Below are 24049 nucleotides of genomic sequence, written 5' to 3' on the forward strand. Positions count from 1 at the left end.
CGTGCCCGCATGTCGTGGGACGAGGACGGAACGCCGCACCCGCTCGCACTGCGCCGCACCGGCCGCAGCGAACTGGACCCGGACCGGCTCCCCGAGATGCGGGAGCTGGAGGTGCTCGGCTGGGAGCCCGCGCCGGAGGAACTGCGCTGGGTGTTCCTCCCGTACGTGTGGCCCCCGGCCGCCCGGACCTGGATCCCCGACCGGTCCACGCACTGGGCGGTGGAGACCTCGCTGGACGGCCACGGCCACATCACCGGCGTCGAGGCCGCCCCGCTCCCCGAGGCCGACCTGCACGAACTCGACGCCGAGACCGACGCGGCCGTGGCCGCCCTCGGCCTGCCGCCCCGGCCCGGCGGCCGGCTCTGGCTGCTGCGCCCGGTCGGCCCCTTCGGCACCCTCGGCGAACTCCTCGGCCGGCTCGACGAGCTGGCCGCCGAACGCGGAGTGGACGCCCGGACCGCCTCGCCGGAGTTCATGACCCTGGTACGGGCGGAACTGGAAGCCCTCGCCTAGGGAGCGGACTGGTTCGCCGGGACCTGGAGGCTCCCGTAGCGCTCCATCCGCTGCCAGTGCAGACGTGATCCCGCGATCGCGGTGAACACCGACTGGATGACGACCAGGTACATCAGCTGGCGGTAGACGAACTGCTGGAGCGGCAGGCTCCACAGCGGGCCGGGCCGTTCTCCGTCGAGGCGGAAGGCGTACAGGGCCATCAAGGTCTGGAGCACCAGGAAGGCGCACCACAGGCCGATGATGCGGACCGGGTCGAGGAAGACCAGGCCGAAGACGGCGAAGACGTCCACGACGGGCGCCAGTAGCGGCAGCAGCACCTGGAACATCAGCAGGTAGAGCAGGCCGCGCCGGCCCAGCTTCCCGGCCTGGCCGCGCTGGGTGAGGGCGCCGCGGTGCTTCCACATGGCCTGCAGGGTGCCGTAGCACCAGCGGTAGCGCTGCTTCCACAGGGCGCCGAGCGTGGCGGGAGCCTCGGTCCAGGCGATGGCCCGCTCCTCGTACACCACCCGCCAGCCGTCCCGGCACAGCGCCATGGTGAGGTCGGTGTCCTCGGCGAGGGTGATGTCGCTGAGCCCGCCGACGCGCAGCAGGGCCTCGCGGCGGAACGCGCCGACCGCGCCGGGCACGGTGGGCATGCATTCGGCGAGGTCGAAGAGGCGCCGGTCGAGGTTGAAGCCGACGACGTACTCGATGTGCTGCCAGCGCCCGAGCAGACCGCCGCGGTTGACCACCTTCGCGTTGCCGGAGACGGCCCCGACCCGGCGGTTGGCGAAGGGCTGGACGATCATGCGGACGGCGTCCGGCTCGAAGACGGTGTCGCCGTCCACCATGACGACCAGGTTGCAGGAAGCCTCGGCTATGCCGGTGTTGAGCGCGGCGGGCTTGCCGGCGTTCTGTTGGCGGATGACCCGTACGCCCCGCAGGTTCAGCGCCTCGACGATGTCGGCGGTGCCGTCGGTGGAGCCGTCGTCCACGACGATGACCTCCACCTGGTGGTCCTGGGCGAGCAGCGAGCGGACGGCCGCCTCGATCCCGGCGCTCTCGTTGTAGGCGGGGACGATGACGCTGACCGGCTCCGTGACCGGCCTGCCCCACGGCCTGCGGCGCATACGGACGTGCCGGCGCGCGGCGACGAACACCGCGACCGCCCGCAGCACGCTGATGGCGCCGGCCGCCCACAACAGCCAACCGAGCAGGTCGAGCAGCCCGTCGCTGGCCCGCAGCGCGTTGACGAGGGCCAGGCCCTGCCACTCGTCGGCGGTGGAGGCGGGCTTCACGGGGGAGGGCAGGCCGACCGCGTCGCTGACGGTGGTGAAGCGGAAGCCGGCCTTCTTGAGGTCGGGCAGGAGCTGCTCCAGGGCCGCGACGGTCTGCGAGCGGTCGCCGCCCGCGTCGTGCATCAGGAGGACCTGGCCGTCCGTGCCCTTGGGGGTGGAGTTGGCGATGATCCGCGCGATGCCCGGGCGGCGCCAGTCCTCGCTGTCCTGCGTGCTGAGGACGGTGAGGTAGCCCTCCTGCCCGGCCTGGACCACGGTGTCCCAGTCGGCGTCGCTCAGCGCCTCGTTGGTCGAGGAGTACGGCGGCCGCAGCAGGGGGGTGGTGACGCCGGCGGCCCCGGCGACGGCGAGCTGGCTCTCGCGCAGCTCCAGCGAGCGGCGCCAGGCGGAGGCCGCGCCGAGGTCGGTGTGGGTGAAGGTGTGGACGCCGATCTGGTGGCCGTCCTCGACGATCCGGCGGGCCAGCTCCGGATGGGCGGCCACCTGGGTGCCGACGGTGAAGAAGGTCGCGTGCACCTGGTTGCGGCGCAGGACGTCGAGGACCTTCGGGGTCCAGACGGGGTCGGGGCCGTCGTCGAAGGTCAGGGCGATCGTGCGGGGCCCGGGACCGGCCACCCGCCCGGCGGCGCCCTCGACGACCGGGCCGCCGGAGCGGACCTGCTCCGGCACGGACGCCGACGAACCGGTCGCGGGCGCCGCCCCGTCGGGGGTGCCGTCGAACATGTGCCGGGCGTAGCCCTGGAGCAGCAGCGCCGCCGAGAGGGTGACGACGAGCGCGGTCAGCAGCAGCCAGTGGGTGCGCAGGGGGACGTTGCGCACGGTGCTGTGCCGCCCGCGGGGGAGGCGGCGGCGCCGGTTGTTCGACACGAGAGGGGGTGCTTCCTGGCTGGGGGGGGGGATCCGGTGGGGGGTTACGGCTTGGCGGTGGGTTTGCCGCCGCCCTGGCCGGGTGGGGCCGTCGGCTTTCCGTGGCCGTTCGGGCCGGTGCTCGGGGCGGCCCCGGTCGCGGCCGTGGTGGGTCTGGCGGTGGGGCCCGTCCCGGTTCCGTTCCCGGCCGCGGGCTTGGCGGGGGCCGCGGAGACCGCCGCCGCGGGGACCGGGGAGGCGGGGCCGGCCGTACGGCGCGGCGCCGCGGAGGCGGACGGGCCCGGCTCGGCGGCCGGCGGCCTGCTCGGCGCGGCGTCCGCGACGCGGGGGGCGGGCAGGAACGGCGACCGGAGCGTCGGCCCGCCGAACAGCGAGCTGAGTACGAGGACCACGTACGCGACCGCGGGCACGACGAGCAGCCACCCCAGCCGACGGACCCGGCGCTGGCGGCGGCCCGAGGAGTCCACGAAGACGGGGCTCGGCTCAGGCGGCTCCGCCGCGTTCGGAGGGCTCACGGTGATCCGCGGGAGCTCCAGCGTGTCGTAGTCCGTGTAGCCCGGCTGTGGTCGCATCGGTGGGGTCTGCCTCTACGGGAGGGAGCGGTCGGTCGGGGCGTCGTCGCGGGGCTGGGTCTGCGTCGGGTCGGCGTCCGGTTTGCCGCCCGGGCGGGGGTCGGTGGTGTGGGTCGGTGCCGGCTCCTCGGGCCGCTTGGTCGCCTCCGGCTTGCCGCCCTTCCCGCCCTTGTCGCTCTTCTCGGGCTTCGGGGAGGCACCCCGCTTCGCGTCCGTGGGCCGCGGGCCCGGGGATTCGACGGGCGTCTCTTCCTGCCCGCCGCCCAGGACCGGCGCGCAGTAGCCCGGGACGGCGGCGGGTCCTCCGGCCGCGGCGACCAGCGGGGCGAACCGGCGCTCGGCCAGCAGTTCGGCGGGCTTCCGGATACCGGGCGCGCTGTCCGCCGCGTAGGCACGGCAGAGCTCGGCGAGATCGGCGGGCAGGTCCTCCACCGGGCCGGCGAGCGTCCCCGCGGTCGGCTCCGCGTGCTTGGGGACGGGCTTGGAGGTGGTCGGAGCGGGGGCGCTGCTCACGGGCTTGCCGCCCAGGGCTGCGGGCAGATGGCCCGTTCCGGCGGCGACGGCGACACCGCCGAGGGTGACCGCAGCCACGGCGCCCACGAGTATCGCGGGGGTGCGCATCCTCCGCTTCCGGGGGCCGACGGAACTCGGCACATGGGATGAAATCGGGGTGAGACGGGCAGAGCGGAACGCCGCCATGGCGGCCTGCTCGCCGGGCAGTTCACCGCCGCCCGCGGGAACGGACGTGGCGGGAGCGGATACGGCGGCGAGCAGTTCTGCGAGGGCGTTGTGACCGGGTGCGGCGCCGGCCCCGGCGCCGGCGAGCAGTCGCTCGGCCGTGTCGCGGTCGATCCGGCGGGATCGGTTGGTGCTCATCTCGCATCCTTCAGCGTCGGAGACGTCGTCGGTGTCACTCCTGGGGCGAAACTGCCTTCGAGCGGCTGCTGAGCGCCGCCCGATTCCGCTTCCCGCTGTTTCCGCTGTTCCACGAGGTCGGCCAGCTTGCGCAGACCTCGGTGCGCGGCCGTCCGCACCGCACCCGCGCGCTTGCCCAGTACGCGCGCCGCGCTCGCGGCGTCCAGGTCCATGACCACGCGCAGCAGCACGGCCTCGCCCTGGTCGCGGGGCAGTCGGGCTATGAGCGCGAGCGCGTCGTCGGTGGCGACCGTGGCCAGCGCGCTCGACTCCGTGTCCTCGGGGGCGCGCCGGTCCAGCAGGTACTCGACCGGCAGATCGGCCGTCGGACGGCGGCGGCGCCGGCGCAGCAGGTCGAGCGCCCGGTTGCGGGCTATCGCGGTCACCCAGCCGCGGAACCCGTCGAAGTCCCCGTGGAACGTCCCCAGGTCACGGGCGACCTGCAGCCAGGTCTCGGAGGCGGCGTCCTCGGCCTCCTCCCCGACCAGCACGGTCAGATAGCGCAGCAGCCCCGGCTGCACCTGCCGAAAGAGCGTCCGGAAGGCCGCCTCGTCCCCCTGTTGGGCCGCTGTGACCTCCTGGGACATGTCTCCCGGGCGTCCTGCCTCGTTGTCGGCTCCGCCGAACTCCTCCGCACTGTGCACGCGGGACATGATGCGTCACATGAATCCGGCAGTTCATCCGAAGGGCCGGATATCACCTGATGTTCGTGCGAGGAAGCACGGTGCCGGGCCCTGGCCAAATCCCGCCTGCCTGAGCAAGGATCACGTCCGCACCACGCCACGCACGTTCTTCCGGCACATCACGCCCTCAACAGGAGGATGTTCATGTCTCGCCGTATACCCAGCGGCCTGATCGCCGCGGCCACCGCCACTGTGGCGCTCGCCCTGGCGGCTCCCGCCTCGGCGTCCGCGTCCGTCCAGGGCGCATCCCTCCCCCAGGGCCGCGTCTTCATGGTCAACCCGGTCCAGTCCTCCGGCGACCAGACGCTCGCCGACGCCAAGGACTCCGCGACCGCCGTGCCCGATTCCGCTTACGTCACCACCGCCCTGCGGAACCTCGACGCGAGCGGCGGGCTCTCCGGCAAGTGGGCCCGCGTCAGGTCGGATACCGGCGCCTCGGCGAAGGTCGCGGACGCGGCCTCGTACAACCGCCGCGACGACCAGTTCGAGCAGGTCATGGCCTACTTCTGGGTCAACGAGGCGCAGGAGTACCTCCAGGGGCTGGGCTTCGGCTCGGAGCTTCCCGGGGCCAACGACCGCGCACAGCCGGTCCGTATCAACCAGTACGGAGCGGACAACTCCTTCTTCACGGACAAGAAGGACGAGATCCGCTTCGGCAAGGGCGGGGTCGACGACGCCGAGGACGCCGAGGTGATCGTCCACGAGTACGGGCACGCCGTCCACGAGGCCCAGGTCCCCGGCTTCGGCAGCTCCCCGGAGGCCGGCGCGATCGGCGAGGCCTTCGGCGACTACCTGGCCGTCGAGGTCGGCGCCCACGCCGACGCCCGCTACGGCTGGCCCCGCAAGACGGACCTGGCGTGCGTCGCCGACTGGGACTCGGTCCCGTACAGCGACGCCCCGCACTGCCTGCGCCGGATCGACGGCTCCAAGGTCTACGCGGACCGGGTGGGCGAGGTCCACGCGGACGGCGAGATCTGGTCGCGCGCGCTCTTCGACATCCGGGGCGCCCTCGGTGCCCGGACCGCCGACCGGATCATCGTGAACGCCCAGTTCGGCTTCGCGCCGGACACGAGCTTCACCGACGCGGCCCTGAAGACGGTCGCCACCGCCGAGCGCATGTACGGCAAGGGCGCGGCGGATTCGGTCCGTGCGGCGTTCAAGGCCCGCCAGATCCCCGGCGTCTGACGGTCGCTCGTCCCCGCTCGCTCGGCCCCGGGGCCCAACTGGCCCCGGGGTCAAGCGGAATGTTCCGTTTTCGACCGCCCAGCGGACATCGGAGTCCTCTCTCCGGACAACAACAGGTCAAATTCTTGTTGCATACCTGTCAATCCCTCGTTCTTTCCTGGCAATGTCGCAGCCGCCCCCACGGCAACGAAGGAGAACGAGTGACCCACCACATGTCCTCTACCCCCACCTCCAAGAACCGGACCCGCGTGCTGCGCACCGCCGCCCTCGTCGGGTCCGCGGCGATGGTCGCCCTCGCCGTCCAGAGCGGTCCCGCCAACGCCGCCGCCGAGCGCGAGGCCGGAGCCACCGCCCTCACGCAGACGGCCTCCGCCCGCGCCCAGGCGATCTCCGCCGCGCAGGCCGAAGCGGCCGGCACCGCGCGCGCCATCGGCCTCTCCGACGAGGAGCGCCTCGTCGCCCGCGACGTGGTCAAGGACGCGGACGGCACGGTCCACACCCGCTACGAGCGCACCTACGCCGGCCTGCCCGTCCTCGGCGGCGACCTGGTCGTCCACCAGAAGAAGGACGGCAGCCGCAAGACCACCAAGAGCACCGAGGCCCGAATAGCCCCCGCCGCCGCCCGCTCCCTGAAGGCCGCGCCTGCCGGCGCCCGCCAGGTGGTCTGGGCCGCGACCGGCACCCCCGTCTTCGCCTACGAGGCCGTGATCACCGGCACCCAGCCCGACGGCACGCCGAGCGAGCGCCACGTCATCACCGACGCCGCCACGGGCGCCGAGCTCTGGGCGTACGAGGCCATCGACACCGGCACCGGCACCAGTGCCTACTCCGGCACCGTGACCATCGGCACCACCCAGAACGGCTCGTCGTACGACCTGGCCGACGCGGGCCGCGGCGGCCACAAGACGTACGACCTGAACGGCGGCACCTCCGGCACCGGCAGCCTCTTCACGGACGCCGACGACAAGTGGGGCGACGGCACGCCGTCCAACCGCCAGACCGCCGCCGTCGACGCCCAGTACGGCGCCGCCGTGACCTGGGACTTCTACAAGTCGGAACTCGGCCGCAACGGCATCGCGGGCGACGGCAAGGCCGCGTACTCCCGCGTCCACTACGGCAACGCGTACGTCAACGCCTTCTGGGACGACAGCTGCTTCTGCATGACCTACGGCGACGGCGCGGGCAACTCCAAGCCGCTGACCTCGCTGGACGTCGCCGGCCACGAGATGAGCCACGGCCTGACCGCCGCCACCGCCAAGCTGAACTACAGCCGCGAGTCCGGCGGCCTCAACGAGGCCACCAGCGACATCTTCGGCACCTCGGTGGAGTTCTTCGCGAACAACCCCAGCGACATCGGCGACTACCTCATCGGCGAGAAGATCGACATCCGCGGCAACGGCACCCCGCTGCGCTACATGGACAAGCCGAGCAAGGACGGCGCCTCCGCCGACTACTGGTCGAAGACCGTCGGCCGGCTCGACGTCCACAACTCCTCGGGCGTCGCCAACCACTTCTTCTACCTGCTGTCCGAGGGCAGCGGCGCGAAGACGATCAACGGCGTGTCCTACAACTCCCCGACCTACGACGGCTCCACCGTCACCGGCATCGGGCGGACCAAGGCCTACAAGATCTGGTACAAGGCGCTGTCGACCTACATGACGTCGACCACCAACTACGCGGGTGCCCGCACGGCGACCCTCCAGGCGACGGCCGACCTCTACGGCACGACCGGCACCGAATACCAGCAGGTGGCGGCGGCCTGGAAGGCCGTCAACGTCAAGTGACGCCCTGACCCACACTCGATCCACGACGACCCCGTGCCCGCAGGCGCCTCCCGCCCCTCCGGGCACGGGGTCGTCGATCAAGACCGGAAACGCCAATCAGGGGCCTGATCCGCTTTCGCGGATCAGGCCCCTGACCTGGTCTTACTCTGTCGGGGTGGCGGGATTTGAACCCACGACCTCTTCGTCCCGAACGAGGTCCACCCAAGATCCCCACCAGCCCGAACGACGTTTCCCCTGGTCAGCGTCTTGGCCTCAGACGGTCTGGGGCAGCCTCAAGAGGCCTCGGGGAGCAGACCGGCTCCCCGCTGGCTCCCAGCCACCGCCGTCGCCACGCTCGTGATCCCTCGCGATCCACCCAGATGGCGAGGGTGTCCACACCTACGCATTACGAGGCCCCGCAGGATCATCCCCGGTGGCGTTGAGCGGTGCCCCAGAATCCAGCCCCTGGTCAGAGACGGCAGACCGTGATCACCATGATGCCGAGTTCACCCTAGTGCTACCCCGTCCGCTCACGCAGCGCTCACGCATCAAACTATGCCCGCATACCAGCACTGAGCGGTCCGCACTGTCAGGCAGATGCCGCGCGCCCCAGGGATCGCCGCAGCGGATTCACGCTGCCGGGGCGATTACTCATTCTGGGGTCAGCAGTACACGTCTCACCCAGTGGCCATACGGCGGCGGGGTGCCAAGACGTCCGAAGCAAGGACGGCCACGACGGCTACCACGGCAAGAGCCCAGAGCGCCCGATTCTACTGACCCTGGTGCCAGGTGGCGCCGACGACAGCGGTGAGAGCAGCGATGCTGTTCGCGCCAGCAGCCGAGCCGAGGGTGCGCAGCGTCGCCGCTGCCGAGATAGTCACGTCCAGCTGCTCGGACGGCGACTGGGCCTCCCATGCCTGCTAGTCAGGCAAGTTCACCGGTTGCAATGAGGGACGCGCTGGAAACCTCAGCTTCCGGAAACCTCTTCGCCCGTACCATCGCCTTGCCTATACTGCGACCCGCACCTTTCCTCGACTGACGAGGCCGACATGCAGAAGTCATGGAACAGCGACCGCCGCCGCACCGCGATCGGTCGCTCCAGCCTCTCCGTACCGGCGCGCCAGGCTCTGGCCGACCGCCAGTTCAACGCGGACCGCACGATCCTTGATTACGGCTGCGGCCGAGGAGGCGACGTCGGGTCCCTCCAGCGCCTCGATTACAAGATCACCGGCTGGGACCCCTATTACAGCTCGAGCGCGCCGGTGGCCCCCTCCGACGTCGTCCTCCTCACCTACGTCCTGAACATCATCGAGGACCCCGTCGAGCGTCGGCAGACGCTCAAGGAGGCATGGAGGCTCGCCAACTCCGTACTCATCGTCTCGGCTCGCCTCACCTGGGAGCGGTCCAAAGTCCGCGGCCAAGAGTACGGCGACGGCCTCCTCACCAGCCGGCAGACGTTCCAGCACCTCTTCAGCCCGGACGAGCTCCGGATCTACGTTGAGGAGATCACAGGAACACGCTGCATATCAGCGACCCCCGGCATCGTGTACGCCTTTAAGGACGACTCAGCCCGACTGGGCTACCTCGCACACCGCATTGTCCCCGACGCCGAGTGGCTCGCTTCAGCCGATACCACTTCCGCTATCGCCTCGCTGGTCGACTACGTCGAACGGCGTGGCCGCCCGCCCCGTGTCGACGAGATGCCCCGGTCGATGGCCGAACAGCTCGCCCACCTGAAACCCGGCGAACTCAAGCGCCTCATACGCGACTCCGCCGACGCCGAGAAGGTCTCCGAGGGCGCCAAGCGCACGACGCTGAACACTCTGCTATTCCTCGCCGTAGAGCTCTTCAACGGCCGAGGTCCGTTTAGCAGCCTCCCCGTCGGCGTCCAGCTCGACGTCCGTTCGTTCTTCACCTCGTACAAGGAAGCCTGCCAGCGCTCCGACCGTCTGCTCCTCAAGCTCAGGGACGACACCTATATCCGGGGCGCCATGAACGCATCCAGTGTCGGCAAGATCACCCCGACTGCGCTGTACGTACACCGCCGGGCGATCGACCGGATGCCGACAGTCCTGCGCCTGTACGAGCATTGCGCCTCCGTCGCAGCCGGCCGCCCTCAGGAATGGGCCATCGCCAAGCTGAAGCACCAGGGGCGAGCCATCAGCTGGCTCGACTACCCGGAATTCGACAAGGACCCACACCCGCGGATCACGACCTCGTACCTCGTAGATCTCAAGACCCTCGAGACCTCGCATATGTCCTACGCGAACTCCGCCAACCGTCCTCTGCTCCACCGCAAGCACGAATTCCTGGCGCCCGACGACCCGGACGTGCCGCGTTACCGCCGTCTGACCGAGTCCGAGCTACGCGCCGGCCTCTACGAGAATCCTCACCTGATCGGCACCGAGAATGGCTGGGAGACCGAGCTGATCAAGTGCGGTCGCATGCTTCGGGGACACCGGCTGGTCCGGCGCCCCGAAAATTGAGCAGTTCAAGCCGTCAGGGGGCATCCGGTTGCATGTACGCGATCGTCTCCGCCAGACCGTCCGGGTCGAAGTCCGAGACCTGCCCGGGGAACCACGAGAAACGGAGGCCATTGGTGGCCACCTCCTCCGGGAGGCCCATTGCGGTCAGCACGTGGCTCGGCGTGTAGGAGGCACTGGTGCATGCGGAACCGGTCGCCACCGCCACCTGGTCCTTGATCCGTACGATCAGGGCCTCGGCGTTGAGCCCGTCGAAGGTCACATTGAGGATGTGCGGGACCGCATGGCCGGCATCGCCGTTGATCTGAAAGCGGGTCTTTCCGAGCGCGGCGAGCAGCCGCTCCCGCATCTCCTTCGCGTCCCGCTCCCAACGCGACCAGTTCTCCTGGAAGACCTTGGCTGCTTCGTACAGCCCCATGATCAGCGGCACTGGGAGCGTCCCGGGGCGCAGCTTTCGTTCCTGCCCGCCGCCGAACATGATCGGTTCCAACGGCACCTTGTCCCAGCCACGACGCCGGATCACCAGGGCGCCGATCCCCTTGGGTGCACCGATCTTGTGGCCGCTGATGCTGATCAAATCGATGGGCGCCTTCAGGTCCTCGGGAACCTTCGCGTACCCCTGCGCGGCATCGACGTGGAGATAAGTCGGGGTCTTCTGGAGCTTCTCCGCCAGCTCGGCCACGGGCTGGATGACGCCCGTCTCATTGTTCACGTGCATTAGTGAGACGAGCAGGGTGTCCGGCCTCAGTTTCTCCAGCACGGCCGCCGTGGAGATCCGCCCCGAGGGGCCGGGCTCCAGGAAATCGACCTCGAACCCCTGCTTCTCCTGCAGATGCAGCAGGGGCTCGATGACCGCCTTGTGCTCGATGGCGGAGGTGATGATGTGCTTCCGGTCGTGCTTCTCACCGTACGGAGCCATACCGAGCAGCGCGATGTTGTTGGACTCCGTTGCTCCACTGGTGAAGATGACCTCTTCGGTCCTCACACCGACTGTGCTGGCAAGGTACGCCCTGGCCTCCTGGACCGCTTTCTTTGCCCGGGCTCCGTACTCATGGGTGCGACTGCCGGCGTTACCGAAGTCGTCGGTCATCCAGTGGAGCACCACGTTAGCCACCCGCGGCTCCACACGGGTCGTCGCCGCCACATCCAGATACGCCACCACAGCGCTCACCCATCTCAGAGCAATCATCCCGTTACCAGTACGTCAAGCCGTTAACGTACACGCATGCTCGGCTGACGCACAGCGCGGCGCCTCAGAGTTGTCAACGCAGACATCGACGTACAACTTCCCGGGCAGGGGCACTCTTCGCTTGAGCCGGGCGTACCCCCTGACATGCCGGCGCCGTCTTACGTACGTGAAGGTGACGTAACTTCGGCAAGCTTCGTACGTTAACCAGATGACGTACGCTAAGGTTGCCGGGTGGAGATCAAAGCAGCGACACCAGCGACCAGAGTCGTGGCTCCGCGCACCTCAACGGGGTTCGAGTACACGTTTCCTGCCATCCGCGGCATCCAGGCAGGGCGCGAGTACTACGTCTCGATGTGCCCCCTGCGCCTCATCCCAAAGATCTTTATCTTCGACGAAGATGAGCTCTCGCCGGAGCTACGCGCCCAGCGGATTCTCAACAAGGGACGGCTTCCGGCGCTCACGAAGTACATTCTGGACAATCCAGGTGATTATGTCTTCAGTGCTTTGACTGCATCCGTCGACGGCGACGTGGAGTTCGACCATCTCGGCTCCGACGGCAACGCGTTCCGTACCGGGCAGCTGCGCATCCCCATGGACTCCCGCTTCCTGATCAACGACGGCCAGCACCGGCGCGCGGCCATCGAGCACGCCCTCAAGGAGAACCCGGACATCGGCAACGAGACGATTGCGGTCGTCTTTTTCCATGATGCGGGGCTCGCCCGCTCACAGCAGATGTTCGCGGACCTTAACCGGCACGCGGTACGTCCGGCCCGGTCCATCGGCGTCCTCTACGACCATCGGGACAGCGAAGCCCAGGTCGCGCGCACACTGGCCGGCCAGTGCAAAGTCTTCAAGGGCTACGTCGAGATGGAGAAGAGCACCCTCTCAGCCCGCTCTCGGATGATGTTCACCTTGAGTGCTCTCTACTACGGCACCCAGTCCCTCCTCCAGGGCCTGGAGATCGAGGCAGGCGCCGCAGCCGAACTGGCGCAGGAGTACTGGGAGCACATCGACACGACACTTCCCGAGTGGGGGATGGTTCGCAAGCGAGAGCTCTCGGCACCCGAGATGCGGCGCGACTTCATCCATAGTCACGGAATTGCATTGCACGCTCTCGGCCGCATCGGAAATTCCCTACTTCGGGAATCCACAGCGCCTAGTAAGTGGAAACGGAAACTCTCCCCTCTGGAAAAGGTCGACTGGACTCGGTCGAATACAGACTGGGAGGGCCGTGCCATCGTCGGCGGCCGTGTTTCTAAAAGCCACCAAAATGTAACTCTTACAGTCACCTACCTGCGCAATCACCTGCGCCTCGGTCTCAGCGCCGAAGAGCAGCGGGTAGAGAACGCATACCTGCGAGGCGAAGCGTGAGCACCATCCCTCTGCAACTCGGCATCACGCCTGTCCGGCGGAAGCCGTTCGACGGGCAACCCCTCGAAGAGGTCATTGCCAAGCTCTCAGACGAGGTGCGTGAGCTCTACACAGCCGACCAGGTGCCCTGGGTCATCGGATACAGCGGCGGCAAGGACTCCACGGCAGTCCTTCAGCTCGTATGGAACGCCATCGCCGCTCTGCCGGCGGAGCAGCGCACCAAGACGGTCCACGTCATCAGCACCGACACCCTCGTCGAGAACCCCGTCGTCGCGGCGTGGGTGACGACCTCCTTGCAGAGGATGGAGAAAGCCGCCGCCGAGCAAGGCCTCCCCATCGAGCCTCATCGCCTAACGCCGGAGATCAAGGACACTTTCTGGGTCAACCTGATCGGTCGGGGCTACCCGGCGCCGCGCCCCAAGTTCCGCTGGTGCACCGAGCGCCTCAAGATCAAGCCCTCCAACTCCTTCATCCGGAACGTCGTGGCCGCACATGGCGAGGCGATCATGGTGCTCGGTATCCGTAAGACCGAGAGCCAGGCACGCGCCCGCGCCATGGAGAAGCACGAGAAGCGGCGCGTCCGTGATCGTCTCTCACCTAATGCAAACCTTCCCAACTCCCTCGTCTACAGCCCAGTCGAAGACTGGACCAACGACGACGTCTGGGAGTACCTGATGCAGAAGCCCAACCCGTGGGGCTACAACAATCAGGATCTCCTCACTATGTACCAGGGCGCCTCCGGCGATGGTGAGTGTCCGCTCGTGGTTGACTCGACCACTCCCTCCTGCGGCTCGAGCCGCTTCGGGTGCTGGACTTGCACACTCGTCGAGCAGGACAAGTCGATGTCGGCGATGATCCAGAACGACGAGGAGAAGGAGTGGATGAGGCCGCTCCTGGACCTCCGCGACAAGCTCGACGCCCCATTCGGCTACTTCGAAGAGGGCGAGGAAGGACTCCCCGCCGGCCGAAAGCTCCCGTACCCCCGCCCTGACCAGCCGGCCCGAGACTTCCGCCGCATGAACGGCAAGGTCATGGTCTACACGCGCCGGACGGACGGCGAAGAGGTCCCGATCCACGGCCCGTACCTGCAGAAGTTCCGGCAGGACTGGCTCAAGGACCTGCTGGACGCCCAGACGTGGATCCGCGCCAACGCGCCTGAGCACGTCAAGGACATCGAACTGATCACCCTCGACGAGCTGCACGAGATCCGCCGTCTCTGGGTCTTCGACAAGCACGAGGTCGAGGACTCCCTCCCCCGTATCTACAAGGAGTCCACAGGCGAGGAGTTCCCGGGCGGACCTCTGGACGAGCAGCTCGTCATGGGCGCGGACGAGATGGAGCTCCTGAAGGAGCTCTGCGGGGACGACGACCTGCACTACGACATGGTCCGCGAGCTGCTCTCTGTCGAGCGCAAATACCGGACAATGTCCCGACGCGCTGGCCTCTTCCAAGCCCTGGAGACCGCCGTAAAGAAGGGTTATTACGAGGACAGCGCCGACGCCATCGACTTCGCGCAGCGCAAGAACAAGAACGAGTGGCGTGAGGGATCGCAAACCCACCTGACCCTGGACGAAGAAATCAATATCGATGCTCCTGCGTAAGATCACTCTCGAAGAGTTCGGGGCTTACCGCGGCACCCAGTCGCTGGATCTGACCACCAAGAAAAACAAGCCAATCGTCCTTATCGGCGGCCTCAATGGCTGCGGTAAGACGACCCTCCTCGACGCCATCCAGCTGGCGCTGTACGGGCCACGAGCGCGTTGCAGCGGTCGAGGCAGCAAGTCGTACGAGACGTACCTCCGCGAGAGCATCAACCGGCAGGCCGACCCGACCCGGGGTGCGCAGATCATCCTGGAGTTCACGGTCACGGTGGACGGCACGGAGCACTACTACAAGGTGGTCCGCAGCTGGCACACCAGCGGCAAGACGACGCTCAAGGAATTCGTGAGCGCGTTCGTCGATGAGGAGTACGGCTCCAGGGCGAAGCTGGGGCGACGCGTCGAGCCTGAGCTGAAGTACAGCCGGGTTCTCAGCCAGGAGTGGGCCGATCACATCGAGAGCCTCCTCCCCCTCGAAGTCGCCTCACTGTCGTTCTTCGACGGAGAGAAGATCGAATCGCTCGCCGACCCCGAGCGCGCGGCATCGGTCATTGAATCGGCCATTCATTCGCTGCTCGGTGTCAGCACCGTCCAGCAGCTCCGTACGGACCTGCTCGCACTCCAGCGCCGGCAGAAGCTGTCGGACGAAGAGCAGCACCTGATGGACCAGATCCACGCGGAGGAGCAGGAACGGCAGGCGGCCGACGCCGCTCTGGAGAACGCAGAACAGCGGGCCGCTCAGCGCAACAGCGAGCTCGTCAAAGCTCGGCGCACTCTCGAAACGCTGGAGGCTGCCTACAAGCAGGAGGGCGGAAACCTCTTCGAGCGTCGCGTCGAGATCGAGCGCGAATTCGCGCAGGTTTCCGCTCACCTCGCCGAAATCCGCAGCTCTCTCATCCAGTTGGCTGCAGGCCCGCTTCCGCTCCTCATGATGGGAAGCCACCTCACGGAGCTGCGCAAGCAGGCTGGTCGTGAGCGGACGGCAGCCGAGTCCCACCAGGTACTGGGGGTCCTAGAAGAGCGTGACCAGTGGCTACTGGACATGCTCCCTGTCGAGGCGAAGGCCGCCGTAATGGAGAAGCTGGAGGCTGACCGCACCAAGCGCGCCAAGTCCGCCGGCCTCAAGGTAGATCTCGGCCTCTCCCCGGACACGCTCCCCCAGCTGTCGGCACTCGACGAGGCACTCAGTCGCGACAAGGCACGAGCTGCCGAGCTCCTCCAGCAGGCTGCGGAAGCCGCCGAAGAGCGTGTGCAGCTGGAGCGACAGCTGGCGGGTGTACCGGCCAAGAGTAAGGTCGAGGCCGTTCAGAAGGAGCGTGAAAACCAACTCCAAGAAGTCGCACGGCTGGAACGGGAGCACGAGAACAGCCTCAACAACGTCGACGAGTTGAAGCGCCGCCTCGAATACGTCTCCGCCTCCCTGCAGCGTGCCCACGAAGAGTTCGTCCGCACCAAGGTGAAGGCCGAAGAGGTCGAGCGGATCATCAAGTACTCGGAGAAGGCCCGGAAGACACTGGAACAGTTCGGCGATGCCCTTCTCAAGCGGCACATCAGCCGCCTCGAGGTAGCAATGCTCACGAGCTTCCAGACCCTCATGCGCAAGCAGGGCCTGGTGAACGACCTCCGCATCGATACCGACAAGTTCACGCTCACCCTGGCTGACACCGATGGAGAGTTGATCGACCCCGGTCGTCTCAGCGCGGGCGAGCGCCAGCTACTCGCTATCTCCCTCCTCTGGGGCTTGATGAAGGTCGCCGGCAACCACCTGCCCAGCGTCATCGACACGCCGCTCGGCCGGCTCGACAGCCGCCACCGTGAGCATTTGGTGGACCGATACTTCCCATACGCCAGCGGCCAAGTCCTCCTCCTCTCCACCGATGAGGAGATCGACGAGTACCTGCTTGGCCGCCTCAAGAAGTCCGTCGCCCACACCTACACCCTGGTCCACGACGACACCACCTTCACCACCAGCATCGTCGAGGGTTACTGGTGGAACGTAGGAGCCAGCAATGTCGCTTGAGAACATCCGCCTCGCCACCGCAAGTAAGGACCGCCTGAGCCGTCTGAAGCGCACCACCGGCATCACCCAGTGGAACGTCCTGTGCCGCTGGGCCCTGGCGCTCTCCCTGGCAGATGCCTCTACCCCCCTGGTCCGTGAGGTCATCACCGACTCCAACGTCGAGATGTCCTGGAAGACCTTCGCCGGACCCCACGGCGACCTCTACCTCGGCCTGCTCAAGCAGCGCTGCGTGGCCGACGGACTGGAGCCGACGGACGAGAACGTTTCTAAGATGCTCACGATCCATCTGGCGCGAGGGATCGGATACTTGGGGGCGCACAAGGAGATGACGGCGATCGAAGGGCTGATCGGGGCCGTGACAACCGTCTGAATTGTCATGATCGCCCTGTCAGGGCCGATTCGCCTGCGCGGGTCGGCCCTTCCCTGCCCCCATCCGGTGGCGACGAATCATCAGAAAGCTCAGATCCACTTCACTCAGTGACGCATAAGCTGCCCTGTATGGCATCGGGACACGGCAGCACGTCGCTTCAGCTCTACCTTGTCGGCATCGGTGAGGTCCTGCGGAACAATCGTTTGATCGTTCCCCAGTTCCAGCGCTCGTACTGCTGGAAGGTGGAGCAAGAGGTCCTCGACTACTGGACCGACCTGAGCCGGGCGATCAATGGCGGAGCGAAGGAGGAGTACTTCTTTGGCACGATCGTGATCACCCAGGACGGTGACGGGACTCGGAAGCGGATCATCGACGGCCAGCAGCGGCTGGTCACCTCGTCCCTCCTGATCGCTGCCATCCGCGACGAGCTGCGAGCCCTGGAGGGGAACCTGCTCAAGGCGGACGACTCCCAGGCTGTGGGCATCAGCCGCACCTTCCTGGCCAGCAAGGCATGGAACGACAGGTACGCGGAGTCGCACCTCAAGCTCAACGAGAGCGACAACCCCGACTTCCTCGGGATCACCACCGAGGCCACCCTCCCGGGGAAACCCGCGAGGACCGACTCCGACATCGTCAAGGCGTACCGGTTCTTCCGGGATAAGATTTCGCAGTTCCGCAGCCTGCATGGGATGGACGCGGCCAACGTCCTCGAGAAATGGGTGAGCTACATCCAGCACCGGGCGCAGCTCGCCGTGGTCGAGACCCCGACTGAGGCAGACGCCTACGTGATCTTCGAGACTCTCAACAACCGAGGCGCCGACCTGACCACCGCAGACCTCCTGAAGAACCACCTCTTCGGAGCCGCCAGCGAGCAGCAGAACCTCAACGCGGTGCGGAACAACTGGCACCAGTCACTCGGGATGCTCCAACTCGGGGCCGCCGATGCAAAGTTCACTAAGTTCCTACGCCACTACTGGAGCTCGAAGGTCGGAAAGATTACCGAGCGCGATCTCTACGCGGAGATGCGCAAGGAGGTGACCCACCGACAGGAGGCTCTGCACTTCTCGGAGAACCTCCTGTCAGCCGCACACGCCTACACCGCGCTCTCCAACCCGGATAGCGACTTCTGGGCGACCACGTGCAGCGGCAACGGTTACCGTCCCGCCCTCGACACGCTCGCCATGTTCGACCTGGTTCCCAACAAGATCCTCCTGCTGGCGGCAGTCGAGCACTTCCACTCCCACGAGCTCGAGAAGCTCCTCCGGGCCATGGTGAACTGGTCAGTGCGCGGCATGATTATGAGCATGATGAACCGCGGCCGCTTCGAGGACCAGTACTCTCAGCTCGCGGTCGCCATCCGAAAGGGCGAGGTCACCACCACCGCGCAGGTCCGACTGCGCGTCGAGGACCTCATCCCCTCCGACACCGACTTCAGGGAGCAGTTCGCGCTCGCCACCGTCGGAAGAAGCGATTCCAAGCTTGCCCGGTACTACCTGAGCGCCCTGGAGGCGACAAGGCGAAAGGAGTCCCAGCCGGAGTTCGTCCCCAACAGCAACCCGAGCCAGGTCAACCTGGAGCACGTGTTCCCGCAGAACGCCAAGGAAGCCGACTGGGAGGACTTCATCACGAAGAGCGGGGACAAGCAGGACGCCGCCAGCTGGGTCTACCGCATTGGCAACATGGTGCTCCTGCAGACTGGAGTGAACTCCAAGATCGGGAACAAGTCATTTGACGAAAAAGTCGAGTTCTTCAAGGTCTCGGGCTTCGAGCTGACCAGAAAGATCAGCGAGAAGAGGGAGTGGACCCCGGACAGTATCCGGCTCCGGCAGACTGTCCTTGCCGGACTCGCGGTTAAGACCTGGCCGCGCTGAACTACGGTAGGCAAGAAGAATTCTTTCCTCGACCGACTGAAACGCCAAAAGACGTGAAATGTCAGCCGAGCGAGGCTGAAGCGGGACTCCCCTCGCCTGTCCTTCTGCTACATCTTCTCGAATGAACAAACAGTGCTGAGGCTGCAACCGTTAACCTCACGGTTTCATTAAGTGGGCTGTCCGACGGGTGGTCGCGGAACCGAAAAGTGCCCGAGACCAGCAGGAGTGAGGATTGTCGAGGTCCTCGTTCCTGCCACCACCGGAGGCACTTCCCAGGTGAATAGGCGTATCGGGTCCTATCCCCGCGTCCACGCTGAGGGCGGCAGCCCGGGCCCGTGGTGCTCCAGGCCAGGGCCCGCGCTGCTGGTCGAGACGGTTCCGCAAGGCCGGGCTGGACAAGGCGACATCGGCGGCTCTGATGCCGTGCCGATGTCTGCGGCCGGTGCAAGATCCTGCTGGACGTGGCCATGACGGTCACGCTGGGTAGGGAGCGCGTGGCGGATGTCGGGATGTTGCGGGTGAACCCGGCGTGTTCGGGCCGGTGGGCTCCGACCCGACGGTCCCCAGGCTCCAAGAAGGCGGCCCCGGACGCCGTGGGACAGACCTTCGGACACCATCCCCTGATGGGTTCGTCGACCACGGAAGTGGTGGCAGCGGGGAACCTGGCCGGCCTGCTCAGGCCGGGCAGCAACACCGCCGCCGACCACATCTGACCGCCTTCGCCACCAACACCACCGGCCTGCCCATCGCGGCACTGGAGCTGTGACACCGCCAGCGAGCACGCGCCGAAGACCGCATCAGGGTCGCCCGTGCCACCGGCGTGCGAAACCTGCCCTCCACGACACCGCACAGAACCAGGTCTGGCTGGAGATCGTCCAGATCGCCCTCGACCTCCTCGTATGGATGCCCATGCTCGCCCTCACCGCCGAGACCCGCAGGCAGGAGGCCCGCCGCCTGAGGCTCCGCCTCTTTTCGCCGCCCAGCTGGTCACCACCGCCCGCCACCGGCACTTCGCACGCCACTGGCCCTGGACCGACGTGATCACCACCGCCCTGGAACGGCTCGAAGCCTTCCCGGCCTGGCTGACCGCACGTTCCCGTCCCTGACGAGCAGCATCATCCGACCGGAACGGTGGAACCCGGCGCCCACCTGGCGCGACAGTCGGGGCCACCATCAGCCCGAACAGCCGAAACGACCCGTCGGAGAAACCGACGGACCGTCACGGAAGATCAAGGTTAGAACTCTAAAGGTTGTCTCACGCGGCAATCAACAGTATCCGGCTGCTCACTATCAGATTCCTGACCCTTCTCGCCGAGAAATTAATACGACTCCAACAACCTCGATGATTTTCAGCCGATACTCTCTGTAACGATATATGTCGTATCGGAGTATCGCGAAGGTTTACTTTGCAATGCGGCACACCCAGGCATCATTGCGAATGAAAGCGGAACAAAGAGTTCCGGGGCTTGGGGCGGTATTCGCGGGCATCGCCCGGACACTCGAACGAAGTAACCCATGCAAGGTGTCACTTCACTTTCTGTTATCGCCACCCTGTGGACCAGCAATTCTCGGTTAGGAGTCGAGGGAATCTTTCCTTCCGGATTTCCTCGACTGACCCCTGGGGGTCAAGTCGCGCCGTTTGTGAAGTGCGCTGTGAATGGGTGACTGCTGCGCGATCATGGTCACGCATGACGTAACGGTGGATCGGGGGGTGAATTTGTAAATCAAAGACTGTCACACACAGCTACGTATGGATGTATGCACAACGTCTCATTCCAAAGTGGTAGGTGACTCGGATGGTGTCAGAGTTGCCCCGTCATGGTCGCCTCTTCCCTCGGCTCGCTACAGCCGAGGGCAAGGGCGTAGTTGGGCTCCGCTGTCACCTGCTGTGTGGCACCACATGAGCCCAAAGAGAGGAAGCAACGTGCACAATCCGCTTGGCGACGATCACTGCTGCACCTCGGCGTGCCTGGGGGATGAGGGTCAGAGCCCGTCGGGTGGTCAGACTGGCGAGGGCCCCCCAAGGGGGCGCGTAACTCCAGCCGCAATCACGGCAGTTGCCACCCTGGTGACTGCCCTGGCTGCACTGATCACGGCCTTCCGGTAGCAGGCAGCTGTACTGCAATAGTAGGGGCACGCTGCCAAGTCGTGTGAGGCGCAGGTGACGAGGGCTGACCAATCCGGGGTCAGCGTCTTGTCAGGAGTCACGCAACTTCCGAGACGTTGCCCCTCACGGCATCAGTGAATTAAGGGCATGACCGCTCCGGTGCTAGGCGGAGGCGCGATTCCCTGAGCGGATCAAGTCATGGCCCGCCCGTCCGCTGATCCTGCTGAGCTTCGCGAGTGCGCGGTACGCATGGTCGCGGAGATTATTCACGGACACCCCACCGGGCGGCCGTTATGAAGGGCGGCCGCCGCGAACCTGGGTATCGAGGCCGCGGCCACCGCAGATTGGGCCGACTGGTTCAACAGCCAGCTGTTTCACGCCGCTATCGGAGGCATCCTGCCCCCACGAACACTTGACGAGCTACTACGCCCCACAGAAGTGGGTAGGGGTGATAGCCATACGGCTACCGGCTATCACCCCTGCCCTGAGGTAGCGGGCTTCACCAGTCCAGATCAGCGCTGGCGAGGATGTCGCTAACGTCGTCCTTCTCTACTTCCAGTGGCGTTCTAAGTCCTTCGAGGACGAGGTTCGAGATGATCGTGTCGAGGTCCTGGTCGGACTGGCGGTTTATTAGAGTCTGCAGGTGAGACAGGCCGGCGTTCGCGTACTCCTCGAAGATGAGGACCCGCTCGGGCTGGCGATCCGCACTGAGGATTTTCGGGTCGTCGGGACATTCGACAGCTCCGAGCATGTCGAGGAGCACCTCCCCGTAATCCCGGCTCTCCATGAGCGCGAGGCGGATCGGCTCGTCAGCCTGGTCGAACGGCTTGCGCTCGCCTCGGCGGTGGCCAAGCAGCGCGGCGAACATCATCGCCTCGACCATAGTCGCAAACGTCCCAGTCTTTCTGTCGGCGAGCTTACCGAGCAGGTCCTCATGCTCTTGGGGACGGCGGAATCGATCCATGTAGGCCATCAGGCGGTCACCTTCTCCAGAACCGTGTGCTCGAAGTCGCCATGTGACACGTATGGAACCTCACGATTATTGATCACGATCGTCTCTTCGCCCGCCGACTGGTTCGGCGTGTAAGAGCGCAGTACGTACATCTGATTGGCGGCTTGCTGGAGGTTCTCCAGAACCTTGCCCCGCGCCTGCGACTGCGAGAGCAGGGTGACGATCTGGGATGTCAGCGCCGGCAGGGCCTTGGAGATCTCTTCCTGATAGGTCAGGTCGAGACTACCGAAGGGAGCATCCATGACGACCGGGTAAACACCCCCGCTGCCGGTCTCGATAGTCGCCTCCCCCCTATTCTTCTTTCGGGCACTGATATTCCTGGCAACCTCGGAGACCGCGCCGACGAAGCTGAGGCCGAGGATCTGGTTCTCACCAGTGGAGCGGATGGCCACTCCGCTCGCGGTGTGCAGCTCCAGTTCGAAGTCGTCGTTCAGCTCGGGTACGTAGCTCTTGATGAAGATCCGGGAGAAGACCTCCTTGACTTTCTTGTCGAGCTGGTCGCGGACCTCCTCGGTCTTGATCTCGAGGATCTCCCTCAGCGCGGCACGCACCTTCTCTACAAGCTCGACTTGCTTCTGAACCTTGCGGGCCTTCTCGCTCTTGACCTCAGCAGTCCGGTACTGACGCCCTGTAGCCTCTGCCTCCTGCTTGATCGACGAGACCTTGTTCTCAGCCTCCTTGTGCGCAACGCGGGCATCGGTCTCCTTGGAGGCGTAGTTCTTCCGTCGCTCGATGAGGCGCTGGACGTCCTGGATGTTCACCCCCTCCAGCTGCCGATCAACATCGGAGCGTTCCGCTTCCAGCTCGCTGATCTCGGCGTCTGCCTTCTGAATGTCGGAAGCGTTGAGGGTGAGCTGCTCCAGGATCTCCTGGCGCCTCTCCTCCAGGTTCTTCATCTTGCCGCTGACCCGCATCCAGCTCTCCTGGACGTCCTCGAGACCGGCGTTGTACTTGCGCTTGTCCAGCTCCTCGTACTCCTGAGTCCCCTCGCGGACCTCACGGCCGCACATGCACAGCTGGGCTTCAAGAATGTCCTCGATGAAGCTGCGCTGGATACCTGCGGGCAGTTGGCGGCGCTCTCGCATCGCGTCCGCGAGCTCAATCACCTTGGTGTCGATCCCGCTGGTCAGAGCCAGGAAGCCGTGCCGCGACAGCAGCTCGCGCTTGCGGCTCTTGTACTCCATGTACCGGTCATGCGAGGCCTTGATCTGGCGGGTCAGCGAGTCCCGCTTCTTCTGGAGTGGCTCCGCCTCCCTGTTCTGGAGCAGGGCGCGGTCAATGGACTGGACTTCCTTCTGGAAGGCGCTGATCTCGCCGGAGAGGCGCAGCATGTCTGCCTCCTCCTCCTTCTCACGGGTGGCGAGGTGGCCCATATGGTCGGACAGCTGCTTCAGCCTGCTGTCCTCCTTGGAGTCGATCTCGCTGGCGAGCTTTCGGGAGACCTTCGGCAGATCCTCCAGAGCACGCTCGATGGCCTCCAAGTCCAGAAGGGTCTTGATGGCCTTCCGGACCTCCTGGTTCTTTCCTTCGCCTTCCCGCTTCACGTCACCGGAGAACATCTTCTCCATGCGCTCACCGTTGAAGAAGAAGAACTGACGGAGGCCCTTAGGCAGGATCTTCTCGATCCGGTCCTGGCCGTTGAGGATGCTCTGAGCTTCGCCGTCCGTCCCGATCTCCGTGACCGTCAGCTCAGGCTCGACGGGCTCCTGGTCCGCCTTCTCCTTGATAACGGTGACGTGCCGGACCACGGAGAACCGGGTCCCGTCGTGCTCGAAGTCCAACCGAACCGAGGCCGTGATGTCCTCCCCGAACGCCGTGTCCGCCCATGCTTTGTCGTGAATGACGCGATGCTGCTGTTCCACGTCTTCCGAGAAGGTGCCGTAGAGGGCCCAGGCGAACGCGTTGAGCAGGGTGGTCTTGCCGGCACCGTTGTTACCGAAAATAAGGACGGCGGGCTTGCCCTCCTCCACAGACAGGTCGAGAACCTGCTCACCGTAGAAGGCTCGAAAGTTCTTCAGCGTCAGCTTGAGCAGCTTCACTTGGTCAGCTCCCTCACGGTGTCGACGATCTTCGGGACGACCTTGGTCGTCTCCCTGATGTGGATGTTCTCAGTCTCCAGGTCGATGATCTTCTGGACGAGGATTCTGGCTTCCCGCGGCAGCTCGTTCAGGACGTCGCGCACCGTTCGTGCGGGAGGCTGGCCGGCTGTTTCGTCGCTCACGGGTTACTCCTGGTTCGAGGTAGCGGGTGCGG

17 protein-coding genes and 1 pseudogene are annotated in these 24049 nt (G+C 66.2%); 10 read left to right on the plus strand and 8 right to left on the minus strand.

Annotation, left to right across the window (positions count from 1 at the left end; genetic code table 11):
- The first annotated feature begins 9 nt into the window (after positions 1-9).
- Positions 10-513 (plus strand): DUF5956 family protein, encoded by a 504-nt coding sequence (locus tag ACFYZL_RS36775; RefSeq protein WP_384753179.1) that lies wholly within the window; start codon positions 10-12, stop codon positions 511-513.
- On the opposite strand, the gene ACFYZL_RS36780 is transcribed toward ACFYZL_RS36775, so the two are convergent.
- Genes ACFYZL_RS36780 through ACFYZL_RS36795 form a run of 4 tightly spaced genes read right to left on the minus strand, consistent with a single transcriptional unit; the run spans position 510 to position 4731 of the window.
- Positions 510-2657: a bifunctional polysaccharide deacetylase/glycosyltransferase family 2 protein gene (locus tag ACFYZL_RS36780; RefSeq protein ID WP_388685198.1), complete on the minus strand. Its 2148-nt coding sequence runs from the start codon at positions 2655-2657 to the stop codon at positions 510-512. The genes ACFYZL_RS36775 and ACFYZL_RS36780 overlap by 4 nt on opposite strands.
- A 44-nt stretch (positions 2658-2701) precedes the next feature.
- A complete protein-coding gene (locus ACFYZL_RS36785; RefSeq protein WP_388685201.1) occupies positions 2702-3229 on the minus strand; it encodes a hypothetical protein in 528 nt (175 codons plus the stop codon).
- A 15-nt stretch (positions 3230-3244) separates the two neighbouring features.
- Entirely contained in the window at positions 3245-4105 is an 861-nt protein-coding gene (locus ACFYZL_RS36790) for a hypothetical protein (RefSeq protein ID WP_388685203.1), read from the minus strand.
- Positions 4102-4731, minus strand: coding sequence for an RNA polymerase sigma factor (locus ACFYZL_RS36795; protein WP_384753219.1), 630 nt, complete (start codon positions 4729-4731; stop codon positions 4102-4104). The genes ACFYZL_RS36790 and ACFYZL_RS36795 overlap by 4 nt, the downstream gene beginning before the upstream one ends.
- Positions 4732-4971: 240 nt before the next feature.
- Here ACFYZL_RS36795 and ACFYZL_RS36800 point away from each other — a divergent pair, with 240 nt between their 5' ends.
- The 3 genes from ACFYZL_RS36800 (at position 4972) to ACFYZL_RS36810 (ending at position 10261) form a co-directional block, all read left to right on the plus strand.
- Positions 4972-6012 carry a M4 family metallopeptidase gene (locus tag ACFYZL_RS36800; RefSeq protein ID WP_388685205.1) on the plus strand — a complete coding sequence of 347 codons (1041 nt, stop codon included), beginning with the start codon at positions 4972-4974 and terminating at the stop codon, positions 6010-6012.
- A gap of 212 nt (positions 6013-6224) precedes the next feature.
- Positions 6225-7796 carry a M4 family metallopeptidase gene (locus tag ACFYZL_RS36805; protein ID WP_384753216.1) on the plus strand — a complete coding sequence of 524 codons (1572 nt, stop codon included), beginning with the start codon at positions 6225-6227 and terminating at the stop codon, positions 7794-7796.
- A gap of 1028 nt (positions 7797-8824) precedes the next feature.
- On the plus strand, positions 8825-10261 hold the full coding sequence (locus ACFYZL_RS36810) for a DNA phosphorothioation-associated putative methyltransferase (RefSeq protein ID WP_388685207.1): 1437 nt from the start codon (positions 8825-8827) through the stop codon (positions 10259-10261).
- Between the two features lie 13 nt (positions 10262-10274).
- Here ACFYZL_RS36810 and dndA read toward each other — a convergent pair whose 3' ends face one another.
- A complete protein-coding gene (gene dndA / locus ACFYZL_RS36815) occupies positions 10275-11429 on the minus strand; it encodes a cysteine desulfurase DndA (RefSeq protein ID WP_388685209.1) in 1155 nt (384 codons plus the stop codon).
- Between the two features lie 249 nt (positions 11430-11678).
- Here dndA and dndB point away from each other — a divergent pair, with 249 nt between their 5' ends.
- From dndB to ACFYZL_RS36845, 6 genes and pseudogenes are all read left to right on the plus strand, one after another.
- Entirely contained in the window at positions 11679-12818 is a 1140-nt protein-coding gene (dndB, locus tag ACFYZL_RS36820; protein ID WP_388685211.1) for a DNA sulfur modification protein DndB, read from the plus strand.
- Entirely contained in the window at positions 12815-14419 is a 1605-nt protein-coding gene (dndC, locus tag ACFYZL_RS36825; protein ID WP_388685214.1) for a DNA phosphorothioation system sulfurtransferase DndC, read from the plus strand. Before dndB ends, dndC begins: the two co-directional genes overlap by 4 nt.
- A complete protein-coding gene (gene dndD / locus ACFYZL_RS36830; RefSeq protein ID WP_388685217.1) occupies positions 14406-16436 on the plus strand; it encodes a DNA sulfur modification protein DndD in 2031 nt (676 codons plus the stop codon). The genes dndC and dndD overlap by 14 nt, the downstream gene beginning before the upstream one ends.
- Positions 16426-16806 (plus strand): DNA sulfur modification protein DndE, encoded by a 381-nt coding sequence (dndE, locus tag ACFYZL_RS36835; RefSeq protein WP_360631595.1) that lies wholly within the window; start codon positions 16426-16428, stop codon positions 16804-16806. The genes dndD and dndE overlap by 11 nt, the downstream gene beginning before the upstream one ends.
- A 128-nt stretch (positions 16807-16934) precedes the next feature.
- Positions 16935-18677 carry a DUF262 domain-containing protein gene (locus ACFYZL_RS36840; RefSeq protein ID WP_388685219.1) on the plus strand — a complete coding sequence of 581 codons (1743 nt, stop codon included), beginning with the start codon at positions 16935-16937 and terminating at the stop codon, positions 18675-18677.
- Between the two features lie 276 nt (positions 18678-18953).
- Positions 18954-19783, plus strand: a pseudogene (locus ACFYZL_RS36845) (transposase).
- 1500 nt (positions 19784-21283) lie between these two features.
- Here the strand turns inward: ACFYZL_RS36845 and ACFYZL_RS36850 are convergent.
- From ACFYZL_RS36850 to ACFYZL_RS36860, 3 genes are read right to left on the minus strand one after another with little or no spacing between them, the layout of a single operon-like run.
- The gene (locus ACFYZL_RS36850; protein WP_388685222.1) at positions 21284-21757 is read right to left on the minus strand and encodes a DNA phosphorothioation-associated protein 4; all 474 of its coding nucleotides are present in this window, start codon (positions 21755-21757) and stop codon (positions 21284-21286) included.
- A complete protein-coding gene (locus tag ACFYZL_RS36855) occupies positions 21757-23835 on the minus strand; it encodes an AAA family ATPase (RefSeq protein ID WP_388685224.1) in 2079 nt (692 codons plus the stop codon). Before ACFYZL_RS36855 ends, ACFYZL_RS36850 begins: the two co-directional genes overlap by 1 nt.
- Positions 23832-24017, minus strand: a complete 186-nt coding sequence (locus ACFYZL_RS36860) for a hypothetical protein (protein ID WP_388685227.1) — start codon at positions 24015-24017, stop codon at positions 23832-23834. The genes ACFYZL_RS36855 and ACFYZL_RS36860 overlap by 4 nt, the downstream gene beginning before the upstream one ends.
- Positions 24018-24049 lie beyond the last annotated feature (32 nt).

This window comes from Streptomyces sp. NPDC001717 (assembly GCF_042892775.1).
Classification (GTDB): domain Bacteria; phylum Actinomycetota; class Actinomycetes; order Streptomycetales; family Streptomycetaceae; genus Streptomyces.

Excerpts from the sequence above, each read along its gene's own strand:
- ACFYZL_RS36775 (WP_384753179.1), top strand. The coding sequence starts at position 10 with ATGTCGTGGGACGAGGACGGAACGCCGCACCCGCTCGCACTGCGCCGC.
- ACFYZL_RS36785 (WP_388685201.1), bottom strand. The coding sequence starts at position 3,229 with ATGCGACCACAGCCGGGCTACACGGACTACGACACGCTGGAGCTCCCG.
- ACFYZL_RS36790 (WP_388685203.1), bottom strand. The coding sequence starts at position 4,105 with ATGAGCACCAACCGATCCCGCCGGATCGACCGCGACACGGCCGAGCGA.
- ACFYZL_RS36795 (WP_384753219.1), bottom strand. The coding sequence starts at position 4,731 with ATGTCCCAGGAGGTCACAGCGGCCCAACAGGGGGACGAGGCGGCCTTC.
- ACFYZL_RS36800 (WP_388685205.1), top strand. The coding sequence starts at position 4,972 with ATGTCTCGCCGTATACCCAGCGGCCTGATCGCCGCGGCCACCGCCACT.
- ACFYZL_RS36805 (WP_384753216.1), top strand. The coding sequence starts at position 6,225 with ATGTCCTCTACCCCCACCTCCAAGAACCGGACCCGCGTGCTGCGCACC.
- ACFYZL_RS36810 (WP_388685207.1), top strand. The coding sequence starts at position 8,825 with ATGCAGAAGTCATGGAACAGCGACCGCCGCCGCACCGCGATCGGTCGC.
- dndD (WP_388685217.1), top strand. The coding sequence starts at position 14,406 with ATGCTCCTGCGTAAGATCACTCTCGAAGAGTTCGGGGCTTACCGCGGC.
- dndE (WP_360631595.1), top strand. The coding sequence starts at position 16,426 with ATGTCGCTTGAGAACATCCGCCTCGCCACCGCAAGTAAGGACCGCCTG.
- ACFYZL_RS36840 (WP_388685219.1), top strand. The coding sequence starts at position 16,935 with ATGGCATCGGGACACGGCAGCACGTCGCTTCAGCTCTACCTTGTCGGC.
- ACFYZL_RS36850 (WP_388685222.1), bottom strand. The coding sequence starts at position 21,757 with ATGGCCTACATGGATCGATTCCGCCGTCCCCAAGAGCATGAGGACCTG.